The sequence below is a fragment of the Pseudovibrio sp. W74 genome, assembly GCF_001623085.1.
In the GTDB taxonomy this organism is placed as follows: Bacteria; Pseudomonadota; Alphaproteobacteria; order Rhizobiales; family Stappiaceae; genus Pseudovibrio.
Genome location: NZ_LMCJ01000011.1, coordinates 26,971 through 49,290, shown reverse-complemented (window position 1 = coordinate 49,290; position 22,320 = coordinate 26,971). Strand labels below are relative to the sequence as shown.

Sequence of the window (22,320 nt, the reverse complement as noted above, 5' to 3'; positions counted from 1 at the left end):
TCAATATCCAGACTTACAAGACCTCTTAAAAACCCCGTAAATCCTTCTGTTTTTGTGCCTCCAGAACCGCGCCTCAGTGGCCCGCCCCGGTGGCGTGAAGCGGGTTATAGGGATATGAGCTGACCCTGTCAACGAGCCTTGAGAGAAAACTTCAAAATTTTCACAGGACTGGGGAAAATTTTTCAATAATCGCAAACCCTGTATTTATATGGTGCTTAAAATCGTGGTTTGCCAGCCAAATTCATTATTTTCTCGCCAATTCCATTTTTTCTATAATTTTTCATAGTATCAGGGACAAAATCCAGCCGTATTTGTCTTTCATCAGTTGTCCCTATCTTCAGCATTGTCTATCAATCGTAAACACGTAATGCAGAACTCTGCTGCAGATGGCATCTCTGCCGATTTGGGGAAAGATAAGTAGCTCGATGAATTCTGGTAGGTTCCATACTAATGGAAGGCCTTCCGTCAATCTTGGCAATGAACCTGCTTTGATGGTGGACAGCCTTGCAAGTTCGTCTGACCAGCCTGCACGGCTTAATGGCCGTTGGTTGATCGGGACGATCCTGACCGGCATGACCTCCATTGTATTAATGGGTGGTGCGTTGATGGCTGCGCTTGATGGCCAGTACACCTATAAGACAGCGAAAGCCCCCGCGAGCACTTCAACAGACCTGACACCACAGCGTAATTCCAGCGGAAAAGGCGACCGCCTGAGCTCCGCAATCGACGGCTTCTCCAATCGGCAGATCATTGAAGTAAATACAGTGACCCGCAGCGATGGCCGTGACCACGTAAAAGCCAAGCCATATGCGCTCGTCAGCGCAAGCCTTGAGAATATCAAGAAACAGGAAACAGCTGCAGACATTCCGCCATTCGACCCGATCACTATGTATCAGGGAGAACAGGTTGCTCCGTTACAGGTCGCCAGTGATGCAATCTACGGTGCCGACATTGAAGGCGAAGTCTCCATTTCTCAGCGCGACTTCCCGCTGGAAGCTATGAGTATGGTCGCTCTTTCCGATCATAAAGAAGAGGCCGTTCAGGAGCAGGTCAAAAAAGCAGCGATGTTCATGCTGGATAATTCCACTGACATTGCGGCTGTGCCGAGCCTCGAAGACTTCAATGCAGGCTTTGCTCCACTTTCAGAACAGTCATTTGAAAACATCGAAGTCCGCATTACAGAAGAAAACGTTTCCTTCCAGCCCAAGTCCCGTAAAATCTCCCAGGCCAATCAGATCGAAGAACGCATAGTTCCAATCCTGACCCAGACTGACTTTATTGACATTCTGCTGGATGGTGAGGCTTCTGAGAATGAAGCGGAAGGCTACATCAAAGCATTTACCGAAAACTTTGGCATCGACACAATCAAAGCTGGCCAGATCTTCCGCCTGTCCCTCAACACGGACAAGATCGAAGAGGACGACGGAATTCTTGTACGTGTCAGCATCTATGAAGATCAACGTCATGTAGGAACCATCGCACCAAACGATGAAGGCGAGTTTGTCGTTGCACCTGAGCCGTCCACACAGATGGCCGCAGACGCGTTTGCATCACAGCAGCAAAACTCCGTTGGCCCTCGCGCCACCTATTATGACTCGATCTACCAGACTGGTCTTGATAACGACGTCCCAACATCCCTCATCAAAGAACTCGTTCGCATCTATTCTTATAGCGTTGACTTCAACGCCTCCGTAAAAAGCGGTGATGAGATGAGCGTCTTCTATGGCCTTGATGCAGATCAGACCACTGGCGCCTCTGAAATTCTTTATACATCCATCACCGTGAATGGTCGCTCACACCGTTTCTACCGTTTCCGCACACCGGACGATGGTGTCGTCGACTATTATGATGAGAACGGTCAGAGCGCGAAGCAGTTCCTGCTCCGTAAACCAATCGCAGCTGGCCGCTTTACATCTGGCTTCGGCATGCGCCGCCATCCGGTTTTGAAAACCCGCCGTTTGCACACCGGCACGGATTGGGCCGCTCCTCGCGGCACCGCAATCTTTGCAGCTGGCGATGGGGTGATCCAAAAAGCCGCTTGGTCAGGCGGTTACGGAAAACGCGTCGAGATCAAACACGCCAACGGTTATGTCACCACATATAACCACATGACCCGCTTTGGTTCTGGCATTCAAAAAGGCCAGAAAATCAGACAGGGCTCCGTTATTGGGTATGTGGGAACCACTGGGCTTTCAACGGGTAACCACCTCCACTATGAAGTGAAGGTGAATGGCCGCTTCGTGAACTCCCTGAAGATCAAGGTACCGCAAGGCCGCATCCTTGAAGCTAAGGTTCTTGAGAACTTCAAGCGCGAACGTGACCGCATAAATGCTCTAATGGAAACAGGTCGTCCAAGCCAGCGCGTCGCTTCACTACGGAACTGACCTCAGTTCATCAAAGGGATCTCACGATTAAAGAGCAAATAGCGTCAAACTACTTGCTCTTTGTGATGGCGCTTGCGCATCAGGATCACGAAAAACCAAAGATAAATACCAGTCTCCAACGCACGTTGCATGAGGCCACTGAAAACGGTTTCAAGAGATAGACTGAAGAGCATCACCAGCAAGATCAGCCCAGGTACCACCCAATACGATCTTTCAGCTTTGGCATGAGACAACAAACACAATCCCACAACAGCGCAGAAATAGGCCAAAAAGCCAGCTGCCGTATGTAGGAGTTGGCTGTGTGTTGGATCATCCATGCTGCACTCAAAATCACACGGAAAGAACGCAGCAACAGCGATAAGCAGCGGATAGCCCGCAAAAATCATCAAGCCAACACGCTCTGCACGATTTCGCATCAGATAAGCAAAGCAGATCACGAGGCATGGTAGCAGCAGCAGCTCCACAACCGCAAAACCCCAATAATTCACGGCAGGCCCAAACGGAGCGCCGGTTGCTCCAAGAGCGCTCATGAACTGTGAGATATGGTCGTAATCTGGATAGAACTGCCCGCCAATGACAACAGTCGCGGCAAGCCAGAGATAACTGACAACCACAAGCGATATTGCAATATCAACGTGTCTCATGCCCGATGCCCTGCCCCCTAACGAACACTCAAGTCTTAGTCTGCATGACTAGACACCAAAAGCACACTTTCGAACAGTCGCTTTATGTTTCTGAGTATGTCCACAAAGCACAAAAAAGGGCCAGAAAATCCGGCCCTCTTCTTTAACTCATGATCCAACCTGTCAGGTCGTTTCAAAAAGCAGTCTGTCCGTTCCCGCAGAGACCCGGATGGTCTGACCGTCAGAGATTGATCCAGCCAACAGCATTTCTGCCAATGGATCCTGCACTTGTTTCTGAATAACGCGCTTCAACGGTCGTGCACCATAAGCCGGGTCATACCCCTTCTCGGCAAGCCAGCCCATAGCACCATCATCCAGCTCAAGCTCCATCTTCCGATCGTCCAGCAACTTCTGCAAACGGGCTAGCTGAATTTCGACGATCCGAGACATCTGAGTCCGCTGCAAGCGATGGAAAAGGATAATCTCATCCAAACGGTTCACGAACTCAGGACGGAAGTGCGCTTTCACCGCATCCATCACCGGCCCGCGAACAGCATCAGCATCTTCACCTTCGCCCTGGGAAGCCAAAAATTCTGAGCCAAGGTTCGACGTCATGATGATCAGCGTATTGCGGAAGTCCACAGTCCGGCCCTGCCCGTCCGTCAGACGGCCATCATCCAGCACTTGAAGCAGAACGTTGAACACATCGCCATGAGCTTTTTCAACCTCGTCAAACAGCACCACCTGATAGGGTCGACGGCGAACCGCTTCTGTCAGAACACCGCCTTCTTCATAACCAACATAACCTGGAGGCGCGCCGATCAGACGAGCAACACTGTGCTTTTCCATGAACTCAGACATGTCCACGCGCACCATGGCTGTCTCATCATCAAAGAGATAGCTGGCGAGCGCTTTGGTCAGCTCTGTTTTACCAACACCAGTTGGGCCGAGGAACATGAACGAGCCAATTGGCCTGTTCGGGTCTTGCAACCCGGCACGAGATCGGCGCACGGCAGTAGAAACAGCATGAACAGCTTCCTGTTGACCAACAACACGTTTGGCCAGTTCATCTTCCATACGAAGCAGCTTTTCACGTTCGCCTTCCAGCATCTTGTCGACGGGAATCCCAGTCCAGCGAGACACAATCTGAGCAATACTCTCACTGCTCACGGTCTCATTGAGCATGGTATTATCGACATCTTCCGCTGTCTGAGCATTCAAGAGCTTCTTTTCCAGATCAGGAATAACACCGTAGGCCAGCTCACCCGCTTTAGCCAAATTGCCAATACGCTGCGCCTGCTCCAACTCGGTGCGTGCTTCATCCAGCTGCTCTTTTATTTTCTGCTCGCCGCTCAGCTTATCTTTTTCAGATTGCCAGCGTTGTGTCAGTGCATTGGATTCTTCTTCCAGATCAACCAGCTCTTTCTCAAGGCGCTGAAGTCGATCCTTCGTGGCGTCATCATCCTCTTTCTTGAGCGCTTCCCGCTCAATCTTCAGCTGAATGATACGGCGGTCCAACTCATCCAGTTCTTCCGGCTTGGAATCCACTTGCATGCGCAAGCGACTGGCGGCCTCATCAACAAGGTCAATCGCCTTATCCGGTAGGAAGCGGTCCGTGATGTAACGGTTGGACAGCGTGGCCGCAGAAACAATCGCACTATCTGAAATGCGCACACCATGGTGAAGCTCATACTTCTCCTTGATGCCACGCAAAATGGAGATCGTATCTTCTACCGTTGGCTCACTTACAAACACAGGTTGGAACCGGCGGGCCAGCGCCGCATCTTTCTCAACGTGCTTGCGGTATTCATCAAGCGTGGTCGCACCGACGCAGTGCAACTCACCACGCGCCAGCGCAGGCTTGAGAAGATTGGAAGCGTCCATCGCTCCATCTGCTTTCCCAGCCCCAACCAGCGTATGCATTTCATCAATAAAGAGGATCACACCACCAGCAGCAGCTTGCACCTCATTCAAAACACCCTTCAGGCGTTCTTCAAATTCACCACGATATTTCGCACCAGCGATCAGTGCGCCCATATCCAGTGCAAGCAGTTCCTTGTCTTTCAGGCTCTCCGGCACATCACCATTGACGATGCGCAGCGCAAGGCCTTCAGCAATTGCGGTTTTACCAACGCCTGGCTCACCAATCAGAACCGGATTATTCTTGGTACGGCGGGAGAGAACCTGAATGGCACGGCGAATTTCCTCATCACGGCCAATCACAGGATCGAGCTTACCGTCGCGAGCTGCTTCAGTCAGATCCTGAGCAAATTTTTTCAGAGCGTCGTATTGATTTTCAGCAGATGCGGAATCCGCAGTACGGCCTTTACGCACTTCGTTGATAGCTTCGTTCAGGGCGTTTGGCGTGACACCACCTTGAGCGAGAGCCTTACCTGCCTTGCTGTCTTTATCCATAGCAAGCGCAAGCAGCAGCCGCTCAACAGTGACATAACTGTCGCCTGCTTTCTCTGCAATTTTCTGGGCTTGTTCAAAAAGGCGAGCGGTTTCAGGCGCTAGGTACAGCTGTCCATTGCCGCCGCTCACTTTAGGAAGCGCAGCCAGATCGGTCTCAATCTGTAGACGGACATCCTGCACACGTCCTCCGGCCCGCTCAATAAGACCAGCAGACATGCCCTCGCTGTCATCCAGCAAGACCTTTAAAATATGTGCGGGAGTAAACTGTTGATGCCCTTGTCCCAGAGCGTATGTTTGCGCAGACTGAATGAACCCACGCGCACGGTCGGTGTATTTCTCAAAGTCCATATATAACTCCTATGTGCCGTGTCACCCGAAGCATGACGAAGCATTTTGGGAGGATCCGAGCCTCATAAAGAGCACCCGAAGCAGGAGACTTCCCCCTGCACTCTTCATATAGTAGTTCAAACTGCCGACAAAAGAGGGTCCTCGCAAGATCTTGCCACAATCCTTTGTTCCTCATAGTTTCGAATAGCTTAAACAACGGAATTTAATATGACTTTTTCGCCTGCGCATATCACCGCACTCGCAACACATCCAGTTAAAGGCTTAACGGCTCATCCACTTCAGACCACCACAGTAGAAGCCGGAGCTGTCTTCCCGCTGGATCGTGCCTATGCGATTGAAAATGGTCCATGCGGTTTCGATCCAGCAGCCCCTCAGCACATTTCAAAGAGCAAGTTTCTAGTGCTGGTTCGTTATGAAGACGTGGCGCAGGTCAAATGCACATACGATCTGGAGAACAAAAGCATCACTCTGTCCAAGCCAGAGAGTGAAGACATCACGTTACCGCTGGAAACAGCTGAAGGACAGGATGCACTCGCAGCCTACTTCACAGCACACATGGGTGAGAAAGCCGCTGGCCCGCTCAAAGTCCGCCACGCAGACGACCATGCTTTCACGGATACTGCTGAGAATTTCGTACATGTCGTGAATCTCGCCAGCGTGAAAGCGCTTTCTGAGACTTTGGGCGTGGAGATTGATCCAAGACGCTTTCGCGCAAACATCTATGTTGAAGGCTTGGCAGCCTATGAGGAGTTTGACTGGGCCGACAAGAAAATCCGCTCCAGCTCAGGCGTAGAGTTCAAATTCGCGAAACGCACCCGCCGCTGCGCTGCCGTAGATGTAAATCCAGTCACAGCCGAGCGCGACACCAACATCAACAAGGCCCTTCATGGTTCACTGGGACATATGGATGTTGGTATTTATCTGGAAGTGCTCAACAACGGCACACTTTCCGTCGGTGACACACTCATCATTGAGTAAGCCAGCACCCACAACGAACTATTTGCCAGTCAGCAAAAAGAAAACCCCGCCTTTTGAGCGGGGTTTTTCATAGATCTCCGGCAAACCAGTGAGCCAGCAAGCACATCATCAGACGTGCTTAGCTTTCACCGTCTCCGGTTGTTTCCAAAGCCGCAGGTGCTGGTGCAGATGCAGGTGCATCCTCAGCAGGAACACGAGCTGTACGGGTACGCTGTGAACGAGCTGCACGAGGTGTGCGAGCACGAGGCGTACGACGTGGCTTCGTAGAAGCTGCATCATCTTCACCACCTTCAGGTGCCTCAGCTGGCGCTGCTGCACTTGCGGAGGATGAGGAAGGTGTACGACGAACACCACGACCACGAGTGCCACGAACACGACGGCGTGCTTTGCCATCATCTTCGTCAGCTGGTGCAGATGCGTCTCCCGAAGCCTCTGCATTCTCGTCAGCCGCTGGAGCTGTTTCGATAAACGGCTGAGGCGTATCCAGACCGATCACAGGCTGAGGGGTTGCAACCGCAACCTCTTGCTCTTCAGTCGCTGCCACAGCGTTTGGTGTTTCAACAGCAGCAGGTGCAGCTTCATCTTCTGTACGCGCAGAAGGAGCAGCAGTCTGTGTGCTTTGGGGTTGAGCCGCAGCGACGATGCGCTGGTAATGCTCTGCATGCTGATAGTAGTTCTCGGAGGTTACACGGTCCCCGGAGGCCTGAGCATCACGCGCAAGTTGCTGGTACTTCTCAGCAACATGCAATGCGGTACCTCGGATCTTAACGTCCGGTCCATTTGACTCAAAAGTACGTGTCAATGGATTTGGAGCTTTACGCCCCCGTCCACGCATGCGCTTGTTATTCTGATTTCCTGGTCTCATTCTGCCGTTAACTTTCCGGAATAGCAATCGAACCTAACTGTGAGGTTCATGGGAGTAAGATCTCCCGGATTCCAAATGCCGTTAATAAGCCTGCGTGTTGATGAGCACAAAGGCTATCAACATCGAAATGCAATCGCATTCGATCGTATAACTGCTTCAATGCGATATCCGACATCTGATCGCAGCAATACAAATGCATTGCTCTCTCAGTTCAACGATACGAGGGGTTGCTCAACTATCTGCTTTGAAACTATCAACCGACGTCTCTGCCAGGCTCGTCTCACGGTCAGTGAGTGCCCATCCCCATCGTTTTCAGCTTTTAGCTTTTAGCTTTTAGCTTTTAGCTGGTATCGCTTGTCGGCGAGATGAAACTATCTCGTTCCGACGTATTTTCCAAGGGCTTTTTTCCAGATAATTGAATTCTTCGCCAATCATGGAAAAACTACAACAATCACCCTTGGTTGACCGGCCAGATCATGTTCACAACAAGCCTCCAATCCTACGAGTTCCCTCGCAAGAGTTGAAAGTTCATCGGCTTGATCAAACCCGATCTCCATTAGGAGTCCACTATTTCTCTTAAGAACTCGTTTAGCGTTGCCTATCAATTCTTTATAGGCAGTAAGACCATCCACTCCACCATCAAGCGCCAGCATAGGGTCATGTTGCTTAACTTCATGGCTCAGTCCCTCAATCACAGAGCTGCGAATGTACGGCGGGTTACTCACAACAAAATCATAAGATCCACTCAACGCATCCAGATATGAACCGCGAACAGGGATAAATCGGTCAAGAACCTTGTTGTTTGCTGCGTTTTGTCGCGCAGTCTCCAAAGCCTCTTCACTGATATCAACAGCAAGACAGATTGCATTGGGCAATTCAGTCAGGAGTGCAATCGCAACCGCTCCTGTGCCAGTTCCAATATCTGCAAAAACCCATTCTTTTTCCAAGCCGCCATGGGCCTGACAAAACGCAATCGCAGTTTCAACCAGCGTTTCTGTGTCCGGTCGCGGCTCCAATGTTGCCGAAGATAACGAAAACTCCAGCCCCCAAAACTCCCGTTTACCCAGAACACGCCCCACCGGCTTTCCGGCAAGGCGTTCTTCCACATATCGGGAAACAACCGCCAGTGTCTCTGGCTTGATCACCTGATCATATTCCAGAATCAGGTTTCTCGGCTCAATTTCAAGGGCTTCTGCAACAAGGACACGCGCATCCAAATCTGCCTCAACCAGGTCAGCATCACGAAACAGGCTCCGCACCGCTAGGTACAAAGCCTGCACATTTTTGAGGTCGAAATTATCGAAGAGGCCGGACATTAAAGTCCTTCATCGGCGAGCAAGTTCGCTTGGTGGTCCATAATCAGAGCATCAATCACTTCACCCGTAGCTTCGCCTGCAATCATCTGGTCAAGCTTATACAACGTCAAACCAATACGGTGATCAGTCACACGACCCTGAGGGAAGTTGTAGGTACGGATACGCTCAGAACGATCACCGGAACCAACCTGAACACGACGGGCCTCGGTCCGCTCATTCGCAGCACGCTCACGCTCCACATCGTAGATCTTCGCCCGCAGCAACTTCATCGCGCGGTCTTTGTTCTTATGCTGAGAACGCTCATCCTGCACAGCAACCACAATCCCGGTCGGATTGTGCACAATACGAACAGCGGAATCAGTCGTGTTTACGTGCTGACCACCAGCTCCTGATGCACGGTATGTATCGATGCGCAAATCAGCAGGGTTGATCTCAACGTCCACTTCTTCAGCCTGCGGAAGAACAGCAACGGTCGCCGCGGACGTGTGAATACGGCCACCAGACTCAGTCTCAGGCACACGCTGCACACGGTGAACACCGGACTCAAACTTCAGCTTACCAAACACTTCCTGACCAGTCACAGCAGCAACGATTTCTTTGAAACCGCCCATGTCCCCCTCAGAAGAGGACATCACTTCAACTTTCCAGCCATTATTGTCTGCAAAGCGCTGATACATACGGAAAAGATCACCAGCAAACAGCGCAGCCTCGTCACCACCTGTACCGGCGCGCACTTCAAGAATAACATCGTGAGAGTCAGCTTTGTCTTTTGGCAAAAGCCCAATGCGCACTTGTTGGGTCAGCTCTTCGACTACACCAGTCAACTCATCACGCTCAAGCTGTGCAAGCTCTTTCATCTCCGCATCGCTTTCAGGATCTGCCAGCAGTGCTTCCGCACCTTCCAGATCACCCTCGGCTTTGCGGAGTTCCCGAATGGACTTCACAATTGGATCGAGTTCCGCATAATCCCTTGAAAGCTTGATATATACATCCGGCGCAGGACCAGATGCCATCTCGGCCTCAATACCTTCAAAGCGTGCTAGCAGTGTGTCTAGTTTTTCTGGTGCCAGCATTTCGCGGCAACTCCTCAAGCGTTAGGCAGCTAATCTAAAAGCGCGACAGCCTCTCGGGTCTGCGGCAATCGAAGTATACGCTGCTTATACCGGAATATTATTTTCGGATGCAAAGTTCGCCAGGAACTCGCGAATGTCGTCCGTCCCTTTACCCGCTTCCAATTGTTTCAGCAACTCTTCTGAAAGTGCTGATAGATCCAAAGAGCGTAACATCGCCTTAACAGGACCAATAGAAGCCGGAGACATAGAGAGATTTCTATATCCGATCGCCAGCAAAGCCATCGCAGCAAGAGGTTGGCCGCCAAGCTCACCGCAAAGGGTGACGGGCGTATCCATCTTATCGCCAATAACAACGATCTTACGCAATGCGCGTAGGAAACTAGGAGACAGAGCTTCAAATCGCTCCGCAACCAGCGTGTTGCCGCGATCAACCGCATAGAAGAACTGGAACAGATCGTTGGAGCCAACAGAGACGAAATCCACTTCCTTGTAGATCTCTTCAAGCTGATAGAGCAGCGCCGGAACTTCCAGCATAACACCAAGTTTCAGCTCTTTAGGCGTATCATGACCGTGCTGGCGCAGATGCTTTAGTTCACGCTCAACATAATCCTTCGCCTGCTGAAATTCAGAAACATCTGCCACCATCGGGAACATGATGCGCAAGGAGCGCCCTGCCCCTGCATGCAACATTGCTCTGATCTGAGTCCGCAGCAAACCCGGACGATCCAGCCCAAAGCGAATTGCACGCCAGCCCATGGCCGGGTTCTCTTCCTGTGCCAGACGCAAGTAAGGCAGAACTTTATCACCGCCAATATCCAGAGAGCGGAAGGTAACTGGCTTGTCACCAGCTGCATCCAGCACCTTGGAATACAGTGTGTGCTGTTCCTGCATTCTTGGGAAAGCAGAGGCCACCATAAACTGCAACTCAGTACGGAAAAGTCCAACGCCATCAGCGCCGGCGTCTTCCATACTTGGCAAATCAACCAGCAGACCTGCATTCAGCTGAAGTTTAACGTCCACACCGTCTTTGGTAACGGTCGGCTCATCACGAAGTTGGCGATAAATTTCCTGACGCTTGGAACGTAGACGAACCTTGTCTGCAAAAGCTTGTTCAACATCATTGGCTGGACGAAGGAAGATCTGACCGATCTCACCATCCACAATGATGGCATCAGTCGCTTCCACCAGGGAAACAATGTCTTCAACCTGCCCAACTGTCGGAATGCCAAGCGCACGCGCAACAATGGTCACGTGACTTGTCGGGCCGCTTTCTTCCAGAACGAGGCCTCGAATACGATCCCGGTCATAATCCAGCAGTTCAGCGGCGCCCATGTTACGCGCAATGATGATGGCGTCTTTCGGCAGATCATCTTCGCCGCTGTGGTTCTTGCCCATCAGCTCGCGAATGAGGCGGTGCGCCAGATCATCAAGATCATGCAAGCGCTCACGCAAATACGGATCTGTCTGCCGGAGCATCTGAGCACGTGTATCGCTCTGAACTTTCTCAACAGCAGCTTCAGCCGTCAAACCATTGCGGATCGCTTCATCAATCTTCCGGATCCAGCCGCGATCATAGGCAAACATCCGGTAAGCTTCCAGAACTTCACGGTGTTCACCGTGCTGGGAAAACTCACCACTTGCCAACATATGATCAAGCGACTGACGCAAGCGCGTGACAGATTCTTCGAGGCGCTTCTTTTCAGTGTCCGCATCCTCGGCAATCAAATTGGTGATAACCACACGAGGTTCATGCAGAACAACGTGACCAAGACCAATACCATCAGCAAGGGCGACGCCCTTCAGATGCATCGGACGGATCACATCAATCGTTGTGCCTTGCTGTGCAATTGCTTCCAACTCACCAGCCGCGACCATCTCCGCGATAACCATCGCGGTGGTCTGCAGGGCTTCCACTTCGTCTTCAAAGTAGGTCCGGTGGTCTTTGTTCTGGACAACAAGCACGCCAAGCGTACGTCCCGCACGCAGGATCGGCACGCCAAGGAAGGAGTTGTAGTTCTCTTCGCCCGTCTCTGGACGATAGGCAAACGCCGGGTGCGCCTGCGCATTTGGTAGGTTCAGCGGTCTGGCATCAGAGGAAATCAAGCCAACAAGACCCTCACCAACCTTCAGAGAAGTATGGTGAACCGCGTCCTTATTAAGGCCCTCTGTCGCATACAGCTCAAGAACCCCATCCGCGCGCAAAATGTACACGGAACACACTTCCGCAACCACGTTTGCCGCGATCAGACGTACAATCTTGTCGAGCCGTTCCTGCGCATTAATCGGCTCCGCCATCACTTCACGAAGCTTACGGAGGAGTACGCGCGGTCCGGCCAAGCTGCTGCGCATGCTCCGCCCTACCTATAATTCTGCTGGCCTTTTTAACAGGCCACGTTGTGCCTTGGAAGTTGTCCAAGACACAACAATATTCTCGACAGTAGGAAACCTAGCCGTCAAGTCCGTATAGCGAATGGAGAGTACGAACCGCAAGTTCCGTATACGCGGAATCGATCAGAACAGAGATTTTAATCTCAGATGTCGTAATCGCGCGGATGTTAATCCCCTTCTCAGCCAGGCCTTCAAAACACTGGGCTGCAACACCGGCATGCGAACGCATACCCATGCCGATTACGGAAACTTTTACAACATCAGTCGCGCCTTCGATATTCTCGAAGCCAATTTCCTCGACGTTCTCCTCAATTACCTTGCGCGCGCGCTCGTAATCGCTCTCCGGAACGGTAAAGGTGATGTCAGTCGTCTTCCCATCTGGTGAGATGTTCTGGACGATCATATCTACGTTGATGTTGCCTTCAGCCAACGGGCCAAACACTCTGGACGCAATGCCAGGTTTGTCAGCAACGTTGCGGATAGAAATCTGTGCTTCGTCTTTTGAGTAAGCGATGCCAGTGACGACTTGTTGTTCCAAAATCTCGTCCTCGTCGCAAATAAGTGTACCTACAGGTGTTCCGTCAGCGCTAATCTGCGGGGCATCTGGATCATCAAAGCTGGAACGTACAAACGTACGAACGCCGTGAACCATCGCCATCTCAACAGAGCGGACCTGCAAAACCTTTGCACCAAGAGAAGCCATTTCCAGCATCTCTTCAAACGCAACACGTTCCAAACGGGTTGCCTTGGCCACCACACGCGGGTCAGTGGTATAAACACCGTCCACATCCGTGTAGATATCACAGCGGTCTGCCTGAATTGCAGCAGCAATTGCCACTGCACTGGTATCAGATCCACCACGTCCAAGCGTTGCAAGCCTGTTGTCCGGGGCGACGCCCTGGAAACCGGCACACACAGCAACCTGTCCACGCTCCAGGCGTTCAATGAGAGTTTGACCTTCAATACTCTCAATACGCGCTGCGCCATGGGCTTCGTTCGTACGGATAGGAATCTGCCATCCTTGCCAGGACCGCGCTTCCACACCCATATCTTGCAGCACAATCGCCAACAAGCCAGAAGTTACCTGCTCACCGGAGGCAACAACCGCATCATATTCACGCGCATCATGCAGCGCTGCAGCATCTCTTGTATAACCGACCAAGGTATTCGTCACACCAGCCATAGCGGACACGACAACAGCAACCTGGTTGCCTGCTTCCACTTCACGCTTTACATGCCGCGCAACATTTCTAATACGCTCTAGGTCGGCAACGGAGGTGCCGCCAAACTTCATAACCAAACGGGCCATCGCTTCCCAAATTCCTCCGAGGGCCTTTGTGATGAACCGATCATCACTACAAACGGCGCTAATCCATACAACTAGCGCCCTTCTATCGCAACCAGCGGCTTGACAAAAACCACGATTAGACCCACCAGTACCGGGATGAAAGTGGAGAGATGAGCTATGAGCACCGCGCAAAAACCAAGCAACGCCGCCAAAAACCCGGCACAAACCACAATCGACCCAGCGGAAGTTGCGCATTTCTCATCAATTGCATCGGAATGGTGGGATCCCACTGGAAAATTTCGCCCTCTCCACAAATTCAGCCCAGTTCGCATCTCCTATATTAAGGAGTATGCCTGTGACCACTTTGGTCGAGACGAGACATCCCCTAAGGCACTAGAAGGACTACGGATTTTGGACATCGGCTGCGGTGGCGGCCTACTCGCTGAGCCAATGGCTCGCATGGGCGCAACCGTTGTCGGAGCAGATGCATCTGAAACCAACATCAAAGTCGCCACACTTCATGCACAGCAATCCGGCCTCAACATCGACTATCGCGCACAAACCGCTGAATCTCTGGTTGAGGCAGGCGAGCAATTCGACATCGTGCTCAACATGGAAGTCGTGGAGCATGTTGCCGACGTTCCACTGTTCATGAACTCCTGTGCAGATCTTGTGCGTCCCGGTGGAATGATGTTCGTTGCAACTATCAACAGAACTCTGAAAGCCTATGCCCTCGCGATTGTCGCAGCTGAACGCGTTCTCCGCTGGTTGCCAAAAGGCACTCACCAATATGAGAAGCTGGTTCGCCCGGAAGAGCTGGAAGCACCCCTCAATGAATCCGGCATGAACATTTACGAGCGCTGCGGTGTGAGCTTCAATCCGCTGACAGACAGCTGGTCCAGAACAACCGATCTGGATGTAAACTACATGGTAATAGCTCGAAAGCCAGAGTAGCAGCTGGCATCCAATTACTAAGGAGAATGAAAATGCCAGAAACAGCATCTGCCGAAACTGTCGTTTTCATTCCCGGCCTTACCAGCACCGGCACTTTGTTTGGCCCTCAGATCAACTCTCTGAAAGAGCGTCCAATCATCATTGCCGAAACCTGCGACATGGATTCCATTGAAGCCATGGCAAAGAGATTGCTGGATCACGCCCCGGAAAAATTCGCTCTCCTCGGCATGTCCATGGGTGGCTACGTCGCTCTGGAGGTGATTCGATTGGCCCCTAATCGTGTCAGCCGCCTTGCGCTCATAAACACCAACGCCAGAGACGACACTGCGGCCCAGACGCAGCTTCGCCATACGCAGATGGAGATTGCAAGGAAGGGAGGTTTCCACAAAATCGCCTCCATGCAATACCCTCAACTTGTCCACCCTGCCCGCCACGACGACACAGCGCTTCGGCAAGTGGTTTTCGACATGGCTTCTGATATTGGCGCTGATAACTTCCTGAAGCAGCAAAACGCAATCATCAACCGCCGAGACCAAAGACCCGACCTTCCGGCAATCCAGTGCCCGACGATGATCGTCGCAGGCGAAGAAGACAGCTTACTACCGCTAGACAGATGCCGCGAAATGCATGATGCAATACCAAACAGCAAACTTCACATCATCCCGGATTGCGGCCATCTTTCTACTCTGGAACACCCGGTCCACACCAGCGAACTCATTCAGGACTGGCTGGATACGTAGCTACGCCTGCAAATTTAACTAGTTCTTCAGAAAAAAGCCGCTGAAATCCCTTAGAATCCAGAATATCATTTTGCCAATATTAGCGCCTATAAACAGGAGGGTGTAGGCGGCGTAAGTTACCGGCAAACGAGCTTCTTCCAAACTCCCTGATCGCTCGAAGAATATTGTCTCAAGACCTAGATCGCCGCCCGAGAACTTGATCAAAGTCCGGAGGAGACACGATGTTAAACATCGACAAAGAAATGAAAGAAGCAATGGACCGCTGGACCGTTGCGACAGATGGACTGCCTTGGCAAGGCTGGTTTTGGGCGCAGGGCGGAGACCAACTTTCCAACACAGCGTTGGAGCACGCAATTTCCAACAACAAGTCCATGCTTGAGAACTATCAGGCAATCATGCACGCAAACATGTCCTTCTTTAACAAGCGCATGAAAGCCAACACAGATTTCGTTCAGGAGATCTGGGATTGCCCAACTGGCATTGAGTTCTCAAAACTTGCCAGCGACTTCATGCAGGAAGCTTTTGAAGATTGCCGTCAGGAAGGTGCCCGCCAGATGAACCAGATGTCCTCTACAATGAAGGGCACGGTTTCCAAAACACAGAAGGCAACATCAGAAGCTTTGACGAGCATTGATGATTTGAAGGCAATGGCACAGGCCGCACCAACAAAAGTTCCAGCTAAGCCTCGCCGCAGAGTGCCTCGCAAGTCAACAAGCACACGCAGCCGGGCAAAGAGCGCAGATAAGCCCTCCGCCCCCCGAGCCCCAGGCAGAAAAGACGTGTCAGCCTGATTGAGTGACAGAACAAAAAAGGCGCCCTGCTAAACGAGGCGCCTTTCGTTTTGCCATCATGACAGCATAAAAAATCAGTTGCGGTCTTCTGGCAGCACCGGCAGCGGCATCAGTTCAATACCCTCTTCCAAAAGCTCCTGAGCATCATCGGGAGTAGTTTCTCCATAAATCCCACGTTCTTCAGTTTCGCCATAGTGGATCTTGCGTGCTTCCTCAGCAAACTTGTCGCCAACATACTCTGAGTTGCTCACAACCTGTTTGCGGAACTCTCTCAGAGCTTCCACCAGCTCCTTTGCTTTCTCAGGAACCTTCTGCAGATCAACAGCTGGAGTTGTCGTGGCAACAGATTGCTCAGAACTTGCTGGCGCAGTTCCACCGCCGGGCTTTGGCTCACTCGTGGCCTTTTCTGTAGCTTTTGCCTGAGCAGCAGCAACGGCCTGCGAAACCTGATGTTCAACCTGAGCCTTCTTCTGGCTTCTCGATGTAGAAACATTCGGCGCCATCAAGCGTTTATGGACCGATGCACTGTCACAAAACGGGCACGTGACCAGACTTAATTCTTTCTGCTTTTCGTAATCGCCAGAATTCCGGAACCATCCATCAAATTCATGCCCATCATCGCAGGCAAGTGAATAGTTAATCAACTGACCATCTCCCCATTGAGGGAAACAGTTGCTACGGAAAACTCACGCGCATTCTTGATGGCTGGAACACGCCGACGTGCTTCATCCACTTTAGCCATGTCAAGTTCACCCAACAAAACACCTGGTGCATCATGATCAAGTTCTGCGATCACTTGCCCCCAAGGGTCAACCATTAAGCTGTGACCATAGGTCTGACGATCATCTTCATGTGTTCCCCCTTGCGCAGCAGTCACAACAAAGGCACCGTTTTCAATCGCCCGCGCGCGTTGCAGCACATGCCAATGCGCTTCACCTGTTTGCTTGGTGAAAGCAGCTGGACCAGTCAAAACCTGTGCGCCAGCCTTTGATTGCTCGCGGAACAACGCTGGTTGACGAATATCGTAGCAAATCGCCATTCCAAGCTTGGCCACACCAAGATCAATAACCGGAGACACATTGCCTGCGCTGTAGCTTTCAGACTCACGCCAGCTTTCTCCGTTTGGCAAATCCACATCAAACATATGGATTTTGTCATAACGCGCGGAGATCTCCCCTTGAGGAGAAATCATAAAGCCGCGGTTGGCCAGCTTGTCACCTTCAAGCCGGATTGCCAGAGATCCGATATGGACCCAGATATTCAACTCATCAGCAAGCAAACCCAGTTGTTTCAAAAATGGATCATCACTTTCAAAACTGGAGCCAGCAAGTTGCGCTTTGCGGCTACGTTCCAGCACATTGGTCATCTCAGGCGTTTGCACATAAACCGCGCCTTCAGCAGCAGCTTCTCTTATCAACGCCTCACAGACATCAAGATTTTCGAGCGGGTTTCGTCCCGTTCTCATCTGGACACATGCAGCCACAAAACTTGTCATCAATTCTCACTTTCAAAGCGTAGTTTGCAATACGCTTCCTAAGCTTCTTTAAAGACCAACGCTCAGCAGACCATCAAGGTGTCCGCGGCGCTCCAATGCAAACAGGTCATCACAACCACCAATATGCTCAGATCCGATAAAGATCTGCGGGAATGTGTTTGCACCATTTGCTTTGGCAATCATTTCCTTACGGATCGTTGGATCTTCGCTGTAGTTAAATTCTTTATAATCAACACCCTTCTCATCAAGAAGTCTTTTTGCGCGAGCACAGAAACCGCACATATCACGGGTGTAGATAGTAACTTGAGCCATATTCTTGTCCTTTGGATACACAGCGAAGGCCAATAGAAATTCAGCCATCAAAACTGAAGTCTATATGGCTCACGTCCAAGTAAACCGCAAGTCCACCTCAACTCAAGTTGATCACTTCGTTATATCGCATAGGCTAAGACAGCCCCTCAACAACACTCAATCACTATCATCAGACATATTTTCAGGATCGACCAGAGCAAAAACAAGTACATCAACCAGTTCCGCACCCGCAGCCTTCAAAACCCGCGCACATTCTTCAACAGTTGCCCCTGTCGTCAGCACATCATCAACCAGCACCACATGAGCACCAGATACCTCTGACAGGAAATGATCCGCAACAGCAAAGGCACCTTTCACATTAGCTGTCCGTGCCCCTCGCTTGAGGCCGACTTGTTGGTTAGTACGCCGAGTTCGAACCAAGCCATCAAGAAGCACTTGCCCCTCTAAATGACGCCCGACGTCGTTCGCCAGCAAAGCAGACTGATTATAGGTGCGCTCACGTAAGCGCGACTTGTGGAGAGGAACTGGAATAAGAAAACTCTCAGAAGCGACAAGTTCTGCCGCTGCATTGAGCATGCACCTGGCAAGAAACTTCGATAACCGGATCTCTCCATAAAACTTAAACCGCTTCACCAGCTCTCGAGCAGGCCCATTGTACAAAGCAGCAGCCCGGGCTCGGTCATAATCAGGTGGATTAACAAGAGCAGCGGCGCTCCAGGCATTCGGACCCAACTCATAATGCAACGGAACACCAAGCCGCTCACAATAAGGCGCCGATATCAGTTCCAGTGTCTGCCAACAAGGCAGACACAAACCACCTTCACCTTGAACCAAATCGTTACAAATCGGACAGCTATGAGGAAGCAGAGCATCCAGAGCAAAGTTCAGTCCTCGCCTTAAAAGAGAGGCCACCTTCATATCAAGAAAGCTGGGTTTAAGCGGTTGCTCAGCTCTATCCACTGCATCAGGCAACCACTCCAGAGAAGAAAACTTGTCGCTCATCTGTGCTCACCGTATATATCTGCAGAAGAAATAAGCTAACAAAGCCTCCGTCGAACATCACTCCATGTTCAATGGGGTTATAATTTCCAATAGTGCACACACAGCACATTCTGGCCAAAGGCGCCCTCATGAGCGAACACACTCTCTTTGATCGTAAACTCATTGCACAACGTCGCATGACTGCATTGAAGAGAGCGCAAGAAGGCGCTGATTTCCTGATGAAGGCAGCTGCCGCAGATTTGCAAGATCGTCTGGAATTCATCAGCAGAGAGTTTGACTGCGGAGTAGATCTCGGCGGTCACACTGGCCACATCTTTGAAGCACTAAAGGCGTCAGGAAAAGTCAAACACCTGCTGCGAGCCGATCTGTTCGGTGCAGACCCAAACCTTTCTGAGCCTGATTTGATTGTAGATGACGCCGTCCTGCCTTTCGCACCGGAAAGCCTGGACCTGATTGTATCTTCACTTAACTTGCAGATGCTCGACGATCTTCCAGGAACACTCGTCCAGATCAAACGTGCCTTAAAACCAGATGGCCTTTTCCTCGGCCTCTTATTAGGAACTGATACCCTTGCGGAGTTAAGAGACTGTCTGATGCGCGCCGAGATGGAAGTTAGTGAAGGCGTATCACCACGCGTTATCCCATTTGCAGATACCAGAGATCTTGGCGGCCTTCTCCAACGCGCAGGTTTCGCACTCCCAGTAACCGACATAGATCGGTTAACCGTTAGATACGACACCATGTTTGACTTGATCAGAGATCTGCGCGCAATGGGCGCAACGAACCCTTTGAAAGATCGCTTGAAGTCACCGACAAGCAAGAAGGTCTTCATGAAAGCGGCAGAGATCTATGCACAGGATTACTCAGATGCAGATGGACGCATCCGTGCAACCTTCACTTTCGCATCTCTGTCCGGCTGGGCACCACATGAATCGCAGCAAAAACCTCTAAAGCCCGGCTCTGCAAAGCACAGCCTGGCCGAAGCTCTTGGAACAAAAGAAATAAAGTCCTGATTAGCCAGAAATCGCGGCAAGCAAAGTATCTGAGATGAACTGGAAGTTGTCCGAAATCGTGCTGCTAATTGCAGTCAGGCTGGCGGCAATGGCAAGAACAATCAAAGCGGCAAGAATGGCGTATTCAACTGCAGCGGCTCCGCGCTCGTCTTCGGTCATATGAGCAATCGTAAATCCACATTTCTGATTGTGATACGCTTTCTCATTCAACGCCATTACTGCCTCTTGTTCTCCGTGATCTCCCGCTAATAAGACACAAGGTCGATTAGATGCGGGATCAGCGGCTCATCTGCTGGTGGCATTTCATAATCACGTAAACGCACTGCCCGTACCCATTTCAGGTTTTGCCCCTCTGCCCCGTGAGGTGTGCCCGACCAGCGCCTACAAACGTAAAGTGGCATCAGCAGATGAAAATCTTCGTAAGTGTGGCTCGCGAAACTTAGGGGAGCAAGGCACTCTTTTTTAACTGTAATTCCCAGTTCCTCAGATAATTCACGGATCAAACAGTCCTCTGGTGTCTCACCAGCTTCGATCTTCCCACCCGGAAACTCCCAGAAACCTGCCATTGATTTACCCTCAGGGCGCTGAGCAAGCAGAATGCGGTTATCAGCATCAATCAAGGCACACGCCGCAACCATCACAATTTTCATTTATTTTCCCGTTTCACAAAGGACCACTCTGAAAACCTTTTGGAAACCATACCAAAGGTCCCGAGTGAAATTTTACTGATTTTCTTAAGGCTGGGCATCTTTGCAATAGTGATAAGCATAGGCTTCTCGATACCCGAGGGAATCGTAGAGCTCTACAGCAGCAGCATTATCTGCCACCACTTGCAGCCAAGCAGTTTCCGCACCGCGCTTAGCCCCAAGACTCTGTACTTCGCACATCAAAGCATAAGCCAGTCCCTGACGACGAAACGCTTCAGCAGTCTTCACACTAAAGATGCCGAGTAGATCGCCATCCACAACACCAAGCAGAACAGCTACTGGAACACCATCTTCAGTTTCAAGCACCAGCGCAATCAGTTCGACAGTCACTCTTGAAAGCACATCATGAAGTGCCTGCTCTGTTTCACTCAACGGCTCCCCATGCTTCGCACCGTCAACCTGTGCGTAATTAGAAATCCATTCACTCAGTGAGACTTCGGAGAGTTTGTACCCTTTAGGCACATCAGTATCACCAAGCCCCCAAATGGATCGTGACAGCACCAGCGTCTCATCAACGCGAGCATACTTCTGAGAGGTCAGCACCTGATCCACATCTGTTGGAACCAAAGGTGTCCAGCGAACATGAAACGCCGTCTGAAGTCGCTTGAAGCGTGCTCGCACAGAATCCAATCGGCTCTCGGCTTCATCACCGTCTTGGGCATCATAAAAATTCAGAGAGTTATTACGGCGCGCACTGCCACCTGGCGAGAGACGGGAAATCCAGCTCCCGTCATGATGCGCCATGAGGCTGGGAAAGCAATTCAGATTTGCCTGCTCTAGCTTCAACACCGTTTCCAGATCGCAATTCGGTTGGCGAGGTTGAACCCGCTTAGCTTCTGTAGTCACCATTGATTGCCACATATTCCTTGGTGAGATCACAAGTCCACACGGTCGCACCGCCACTTCCAATACCAAGATCAACCTTCAGGATGATCTCGTCTTCTTTCATGACAGCAGACGCTTCTTCTTCGCTGTAATCAGGATCACGCTCTCCCTCAACCGCAACACGGATGTCGCCAAACCAGATCGCAAGCTTATCACGGTCAGCAGGCTCACCCGCCTTGCCAACAGCCATCACGACACGGCCCCAGTTCGCATCTTCGCCAGCAAATGCAGTTTTCATCAATGGAGAGTTTGCAATCGCCATAGCAATCCGCTTTGCAGAAGTATCGCTCTCAGCACCTTCTACTCGCACTTCAACAAACTTGGTCGCACCTTCCCCATCACGAACGATCATCTGAGCCAGCTCAAGCATCATGCTGGAGAGAGCTTCACGGAACTCCGCGAGACGCGGATCCGCAGCACTTTCGATCCAGTCACCCCCAGCAGACCCAGTAGCTGCCAACAGCACAGTGTCTGAGGTGGACGTATCACTATCAACCGTAATGGAATTAAAAGAGCCGCCCACACACTCAGAAAGCAAGCTCTGCAAAGCAGGCGCTTTAATTGGAGCGTCAGTGAACAAGAAGCCAAGCATGGTCGCCATATCAGGCGCAATCATACCTGCACCTTTGGCAATACCATTCAACGTAACCGTCGCATCACCCAGCTTCACACGACGTGTGCTCATCTTAGGATAGGTATCCGTGGTCATGATCGCTTTGGCTGCGTCCATCCACTTGTCAGCG

Annotated in this window: 21 protein-coding genes; 6 read left to right on the top strand and 15 right to left on the bottom strand. The window is 51.2% G+C overall.

Annotation, left to right across the window (positions count from 1 at the left end):
* Nucleotides 1-425: 425 nt before the first annotated feature.
* Complete coding sequence (locus PsW74_RS08905) at nucleotides 426-2,384, top strand: M23 family metallopeptidase (protein ID WP_063286033.1); 1,959 nt, start codon at nucleotides 426-428, stop codon at nucleotides 2,382-2,384.
* Between the two features lie 44 nt (nucleotides 2,385-2,428).
* On the opposite strand, the gene PsW74_RS08900 is transcribed toward PsW74_RS08905, so the two are convergent.
* Nucleotides 2,429-3,028, bottom strand: a complete 600-nt coding sequence (locus PsW74_RS08900; protein WP_063286034.1) for a DUF998 domain-containing protein — start codon at nucleotides 3,026-3,028, stop codon at nucleotides 2,429-2,431.
* Nucleotides 3,029-3,190: 162 nt separating this feature from the next.
* Nucleotides 3,191-5,770 carry an ATP-dependent chaperone ClpB gene (gene clpB, locus PsW74_RS08895; protein ID WP_063286035.1) on the bottom strand — a complete coding sequence of 860 codons (2,580 nt, stop codon included), beginning with the start codon at nucleotides 5,768-5,770 and terminating at the stop codon, nucleotides 3,191-3,193.
* A 207-nt stretch (nucleotides 5,771-5,977) separates the two neighbouring features.
* Between clpB and PsW74_RS08890 the strand changes: the two genes are divergently transcribed.
* On the top strand, nucleotides 5,978-6,748 hold the full coding sequence (locus PsW74_RS08890; RefSeq protein WP_063286036.1) for an MOSC domain-containing protein: 771 nt from the start codon (nucleotides 5,978-5,980) through the stop codon (nucleotides 6,746-6,748).
* A 118-nt stretch (nucleotides 6,749-6,866) separates the two neighbouring features.
* On the opposite strand, the gene PsW74_RS08885 is transcribed toward PsW74_RS08890, so the two are convergent.
* From PsW74_RS08885 to PsW74_RS08865, 5 genes are all read right to left on the bottom strand, one after another.
* Nucleotides 6,867-7,613 (bottom strand): DUF4167 domain-containing protein, encoded by a 747-nt coding sequence (locus PsW74_RS08885; protein ID WP_208985424.1) that lies wholly within the window; start codon nucleotides 7,611-7,613, stop codon nucleotides 6,867-6,869.
* Between the two features lie 431 nt (nucleotides 7,614-8,044).
* A complete protein-coding gene (gene prmC, locus PsW74_RS08880; RefSeq protein ID WP_063286037.1) occupies nucleotides 8,045-8,929 on the bottom strand; it encodes a peptide chain release factor N(5)-glutamine methyltransferase in 885 nt (294 codons plus the stop codon).
* A complete protein-coding gene (prfA, locus tag PsW74_RS08875) occupies nucleotides 8,929-10,002 on the bottom strand; it encodes a peptide chain release factor 1 (protein WP_057463460.1) in 1,074 nt (357 codons plus the stop codon). Before prfA ends, prmC begins: the two co-directional genes overlap by 1 nt.
* Before the next feature lie 84 nt (nucleotides 10,003-10,086).
* Nucleotides 10,087-12,351: a phosphoenolpyruvate--protein phosphotransferase gene (gene ptsP, locus PsW74_RS08870; RefSeq protein ID WP_063286038.1), complete on the bottom strand. Its 2,265-nt coding sequence runs from the start codon at nucleotides 12,349-12,351 to the stop codon at nucleotides 10,087-10,089.
* A gap of 97 nt (nucleotides 12,352-12,448) precedes the next feature.
* Nucleotides 12,449-13,699, bottom strand: coding sequence for an aspartate kinase (locus PsW74_RS08865; protein WP_057463461.1), 1,251 nt, complete (start codon nucleotides 13,697-13,699; stop codon nucleotides 12,449-12,451).
* Nucleotides 13,700-13,855: 156 nt separating this feature from the next.
* On the opposite strand from PsW74_RS08865, the gene ubiG reads away from it, so the two are divergent.
* The 3 genes from ubiG (at nucleotide 13,856) to PsW74_RS08845 (ending at nucleotide 16,163) form a co-directional block, all read left to right on the top strand.
* Complete coding sequence (ubiG, locus tag PsW74_RS08860; protein ID WP_057463462.1) at nucleotides 13,856-14,632, top strand: bifunctional 2-polyprenyl-6-hydroxyphenol methylase/3-demethylubiquinol 3-O-methyltransferase UbiG; 777 nt, start codon at nucleotides 13,856-13,858, stop codon at nucleotides 14,630-14,632.
* Nucleotides 14,633-14,664: 32 nt separating this feature from the next.
* Complete coding sequence (locus tag PsW74_RS08855) at nucleotides 14,665-15,372, top strand: alpha/beta hydrolase (RefSeq protein ID WP_208987909.1); 708 nt, start codon at nucleotides 14,665-14,667, stop codon at nucleotides 15,370-15,372.
* Between the two features lie 221 nt (nucleotides 15,373-15,593).
* Complete coding sequence (locus PsW74_RS08845; RefSeq protein ID WP_057463465.1) at nucleotides 15,594-16,163, top strand: phasin family protein; 570 nt, start codon at nucleotides 15,594-15,596, stop codon at nucleotides 16,161-16,163.
* Nucleotides 16,164-16,237: 74 nt separating this feature from the next.
* Here the strand turns inward: PsW74_RS08845 and PsW74_RS08840 are convergent, their stop codons facing one another.
* From PsW74_RS08840 to PsW74_RS08825, 4 genes are all read right to left on the bottom strand, one after another.
* Entirely contained in the window at nucleotides 16,238-16,807 is a 570-nt protein-coding gene (locus tag PsW74_RS08840; RefSeq protein WP_063286040.1) for a DUF1178 family protein, read from the bottom strand.
* A complete protein-coding gene (locus PsW74_RS08835) occupies nucleotides 16,804-17,658 on the bottom strand; it encodes a carbon-nitrogen hydrolase family protein (protein WP_063286041.1) in 855 nt (284 codons plus the stop codon). The genes PsW74_RS08840 and PsW74_RS08835 overlap by 4 nt, the downstream gene beginning before the upstream one ends.
* A 48-nt stretch (nucleotides 17,659-17,706) precedes the next feature.
* Nucleotides 17,707-17,970, bottom strand: coding sequence for a glutaredoxin 3 (gene grxC, locus PsW74_RS08830; protein WP_057463560.1), 264 nt, complete (start codon nucleotides 17,968-17,970; stop codon nucleotides 17,707-17,709).
* 156 nt (nucleotides 17,971-18,126) lie between these two features.
* A complete protein-coding gene (locus PsW74_RS08825; RefSeq protein ID WP_063286042.1) occupies nucleotides 18,127-18,972 on the bottom strand; it encodes a ComF family protein in 846 nt (281 codons plus the stop codon).
* 128 nt (nucleotides 18,973-19,100) lie between these two features.
* Here PsW74_RS08825 and PsW74_RS08820 point away from each other — a divergent pair, with 128 nt between their 5' ends.
* Nucleotides 19,101-19,985: a methyltransferase domain-containing protein gene (locus tag PsW74_RS08820; protein ID WP_063286432.1), complete on the top strand. Its 885-nt coding sequence runs from the start codon at nucleotides 19,101-19,103 to the stop codon at nucleotides 19,983-19,985.
* On the opposite strand, the gene PsW74_RS08815 is transcribed toward PsW74_RS08820, so the two are convergent.
* The 4 genes from PsW74_RS08815 to argJ form a co-directional block, all read right to left on the bottom strand.
* Nucleotides 19,986-20,201 (bottom strand): Flp family type IVb pilin, encoded by a 216-nt coding sequence (locus tag PsW74_RS08815; RefSeq protein WP_057463468.1) that lies wholly within the window; start codon nucleotides 20,199-20,201, stop codon nucleotides 19,986-19,988.
* A gap of 29 nt (nucleotides 20,202-20,230) precedes the next feature.
* The gene (gene mutT / locus PsW74_RS08810) at nucleotides 20,231-20,635 is read right to left on the bottom strand and encodes an 8-oxo-dGTP diphosphatase MutT (protein ID WP_063286043.1); all 405 of its coding nucleotides are present in this window, start codon (nucleotides 20,633-20,635) and stop codon (nucleotides 20,231-20,233) included.
* 84 nt (nucleotides 20,636-20,719) lie between these two features.
* Nucleotides 20,720-21,541: an N-acetyltransferase gene (locus tag PsW74_RS08805; protein WP_063286044.1), complete on the bottom strand. Its 822-nt coding sequence runs from the start codon at nucleotides 21,539-21,541 to the stop codon at nucleotides 20,720-20,722.
* Nucleotides 21,522-22,320, bottom strand: a 799-nt coding sequence (gene argJ, locus PsW74_RS29650) for a bifunctional glutamate N-acetyltransferase/amino-acid acetyltransferase ArgJ (protein WP_244277850.1), incomplete at its 5' end; no start/stop codon positions are given. The genes argJ and PsW74_RS08805, both read right to left, overlap by 20 nt.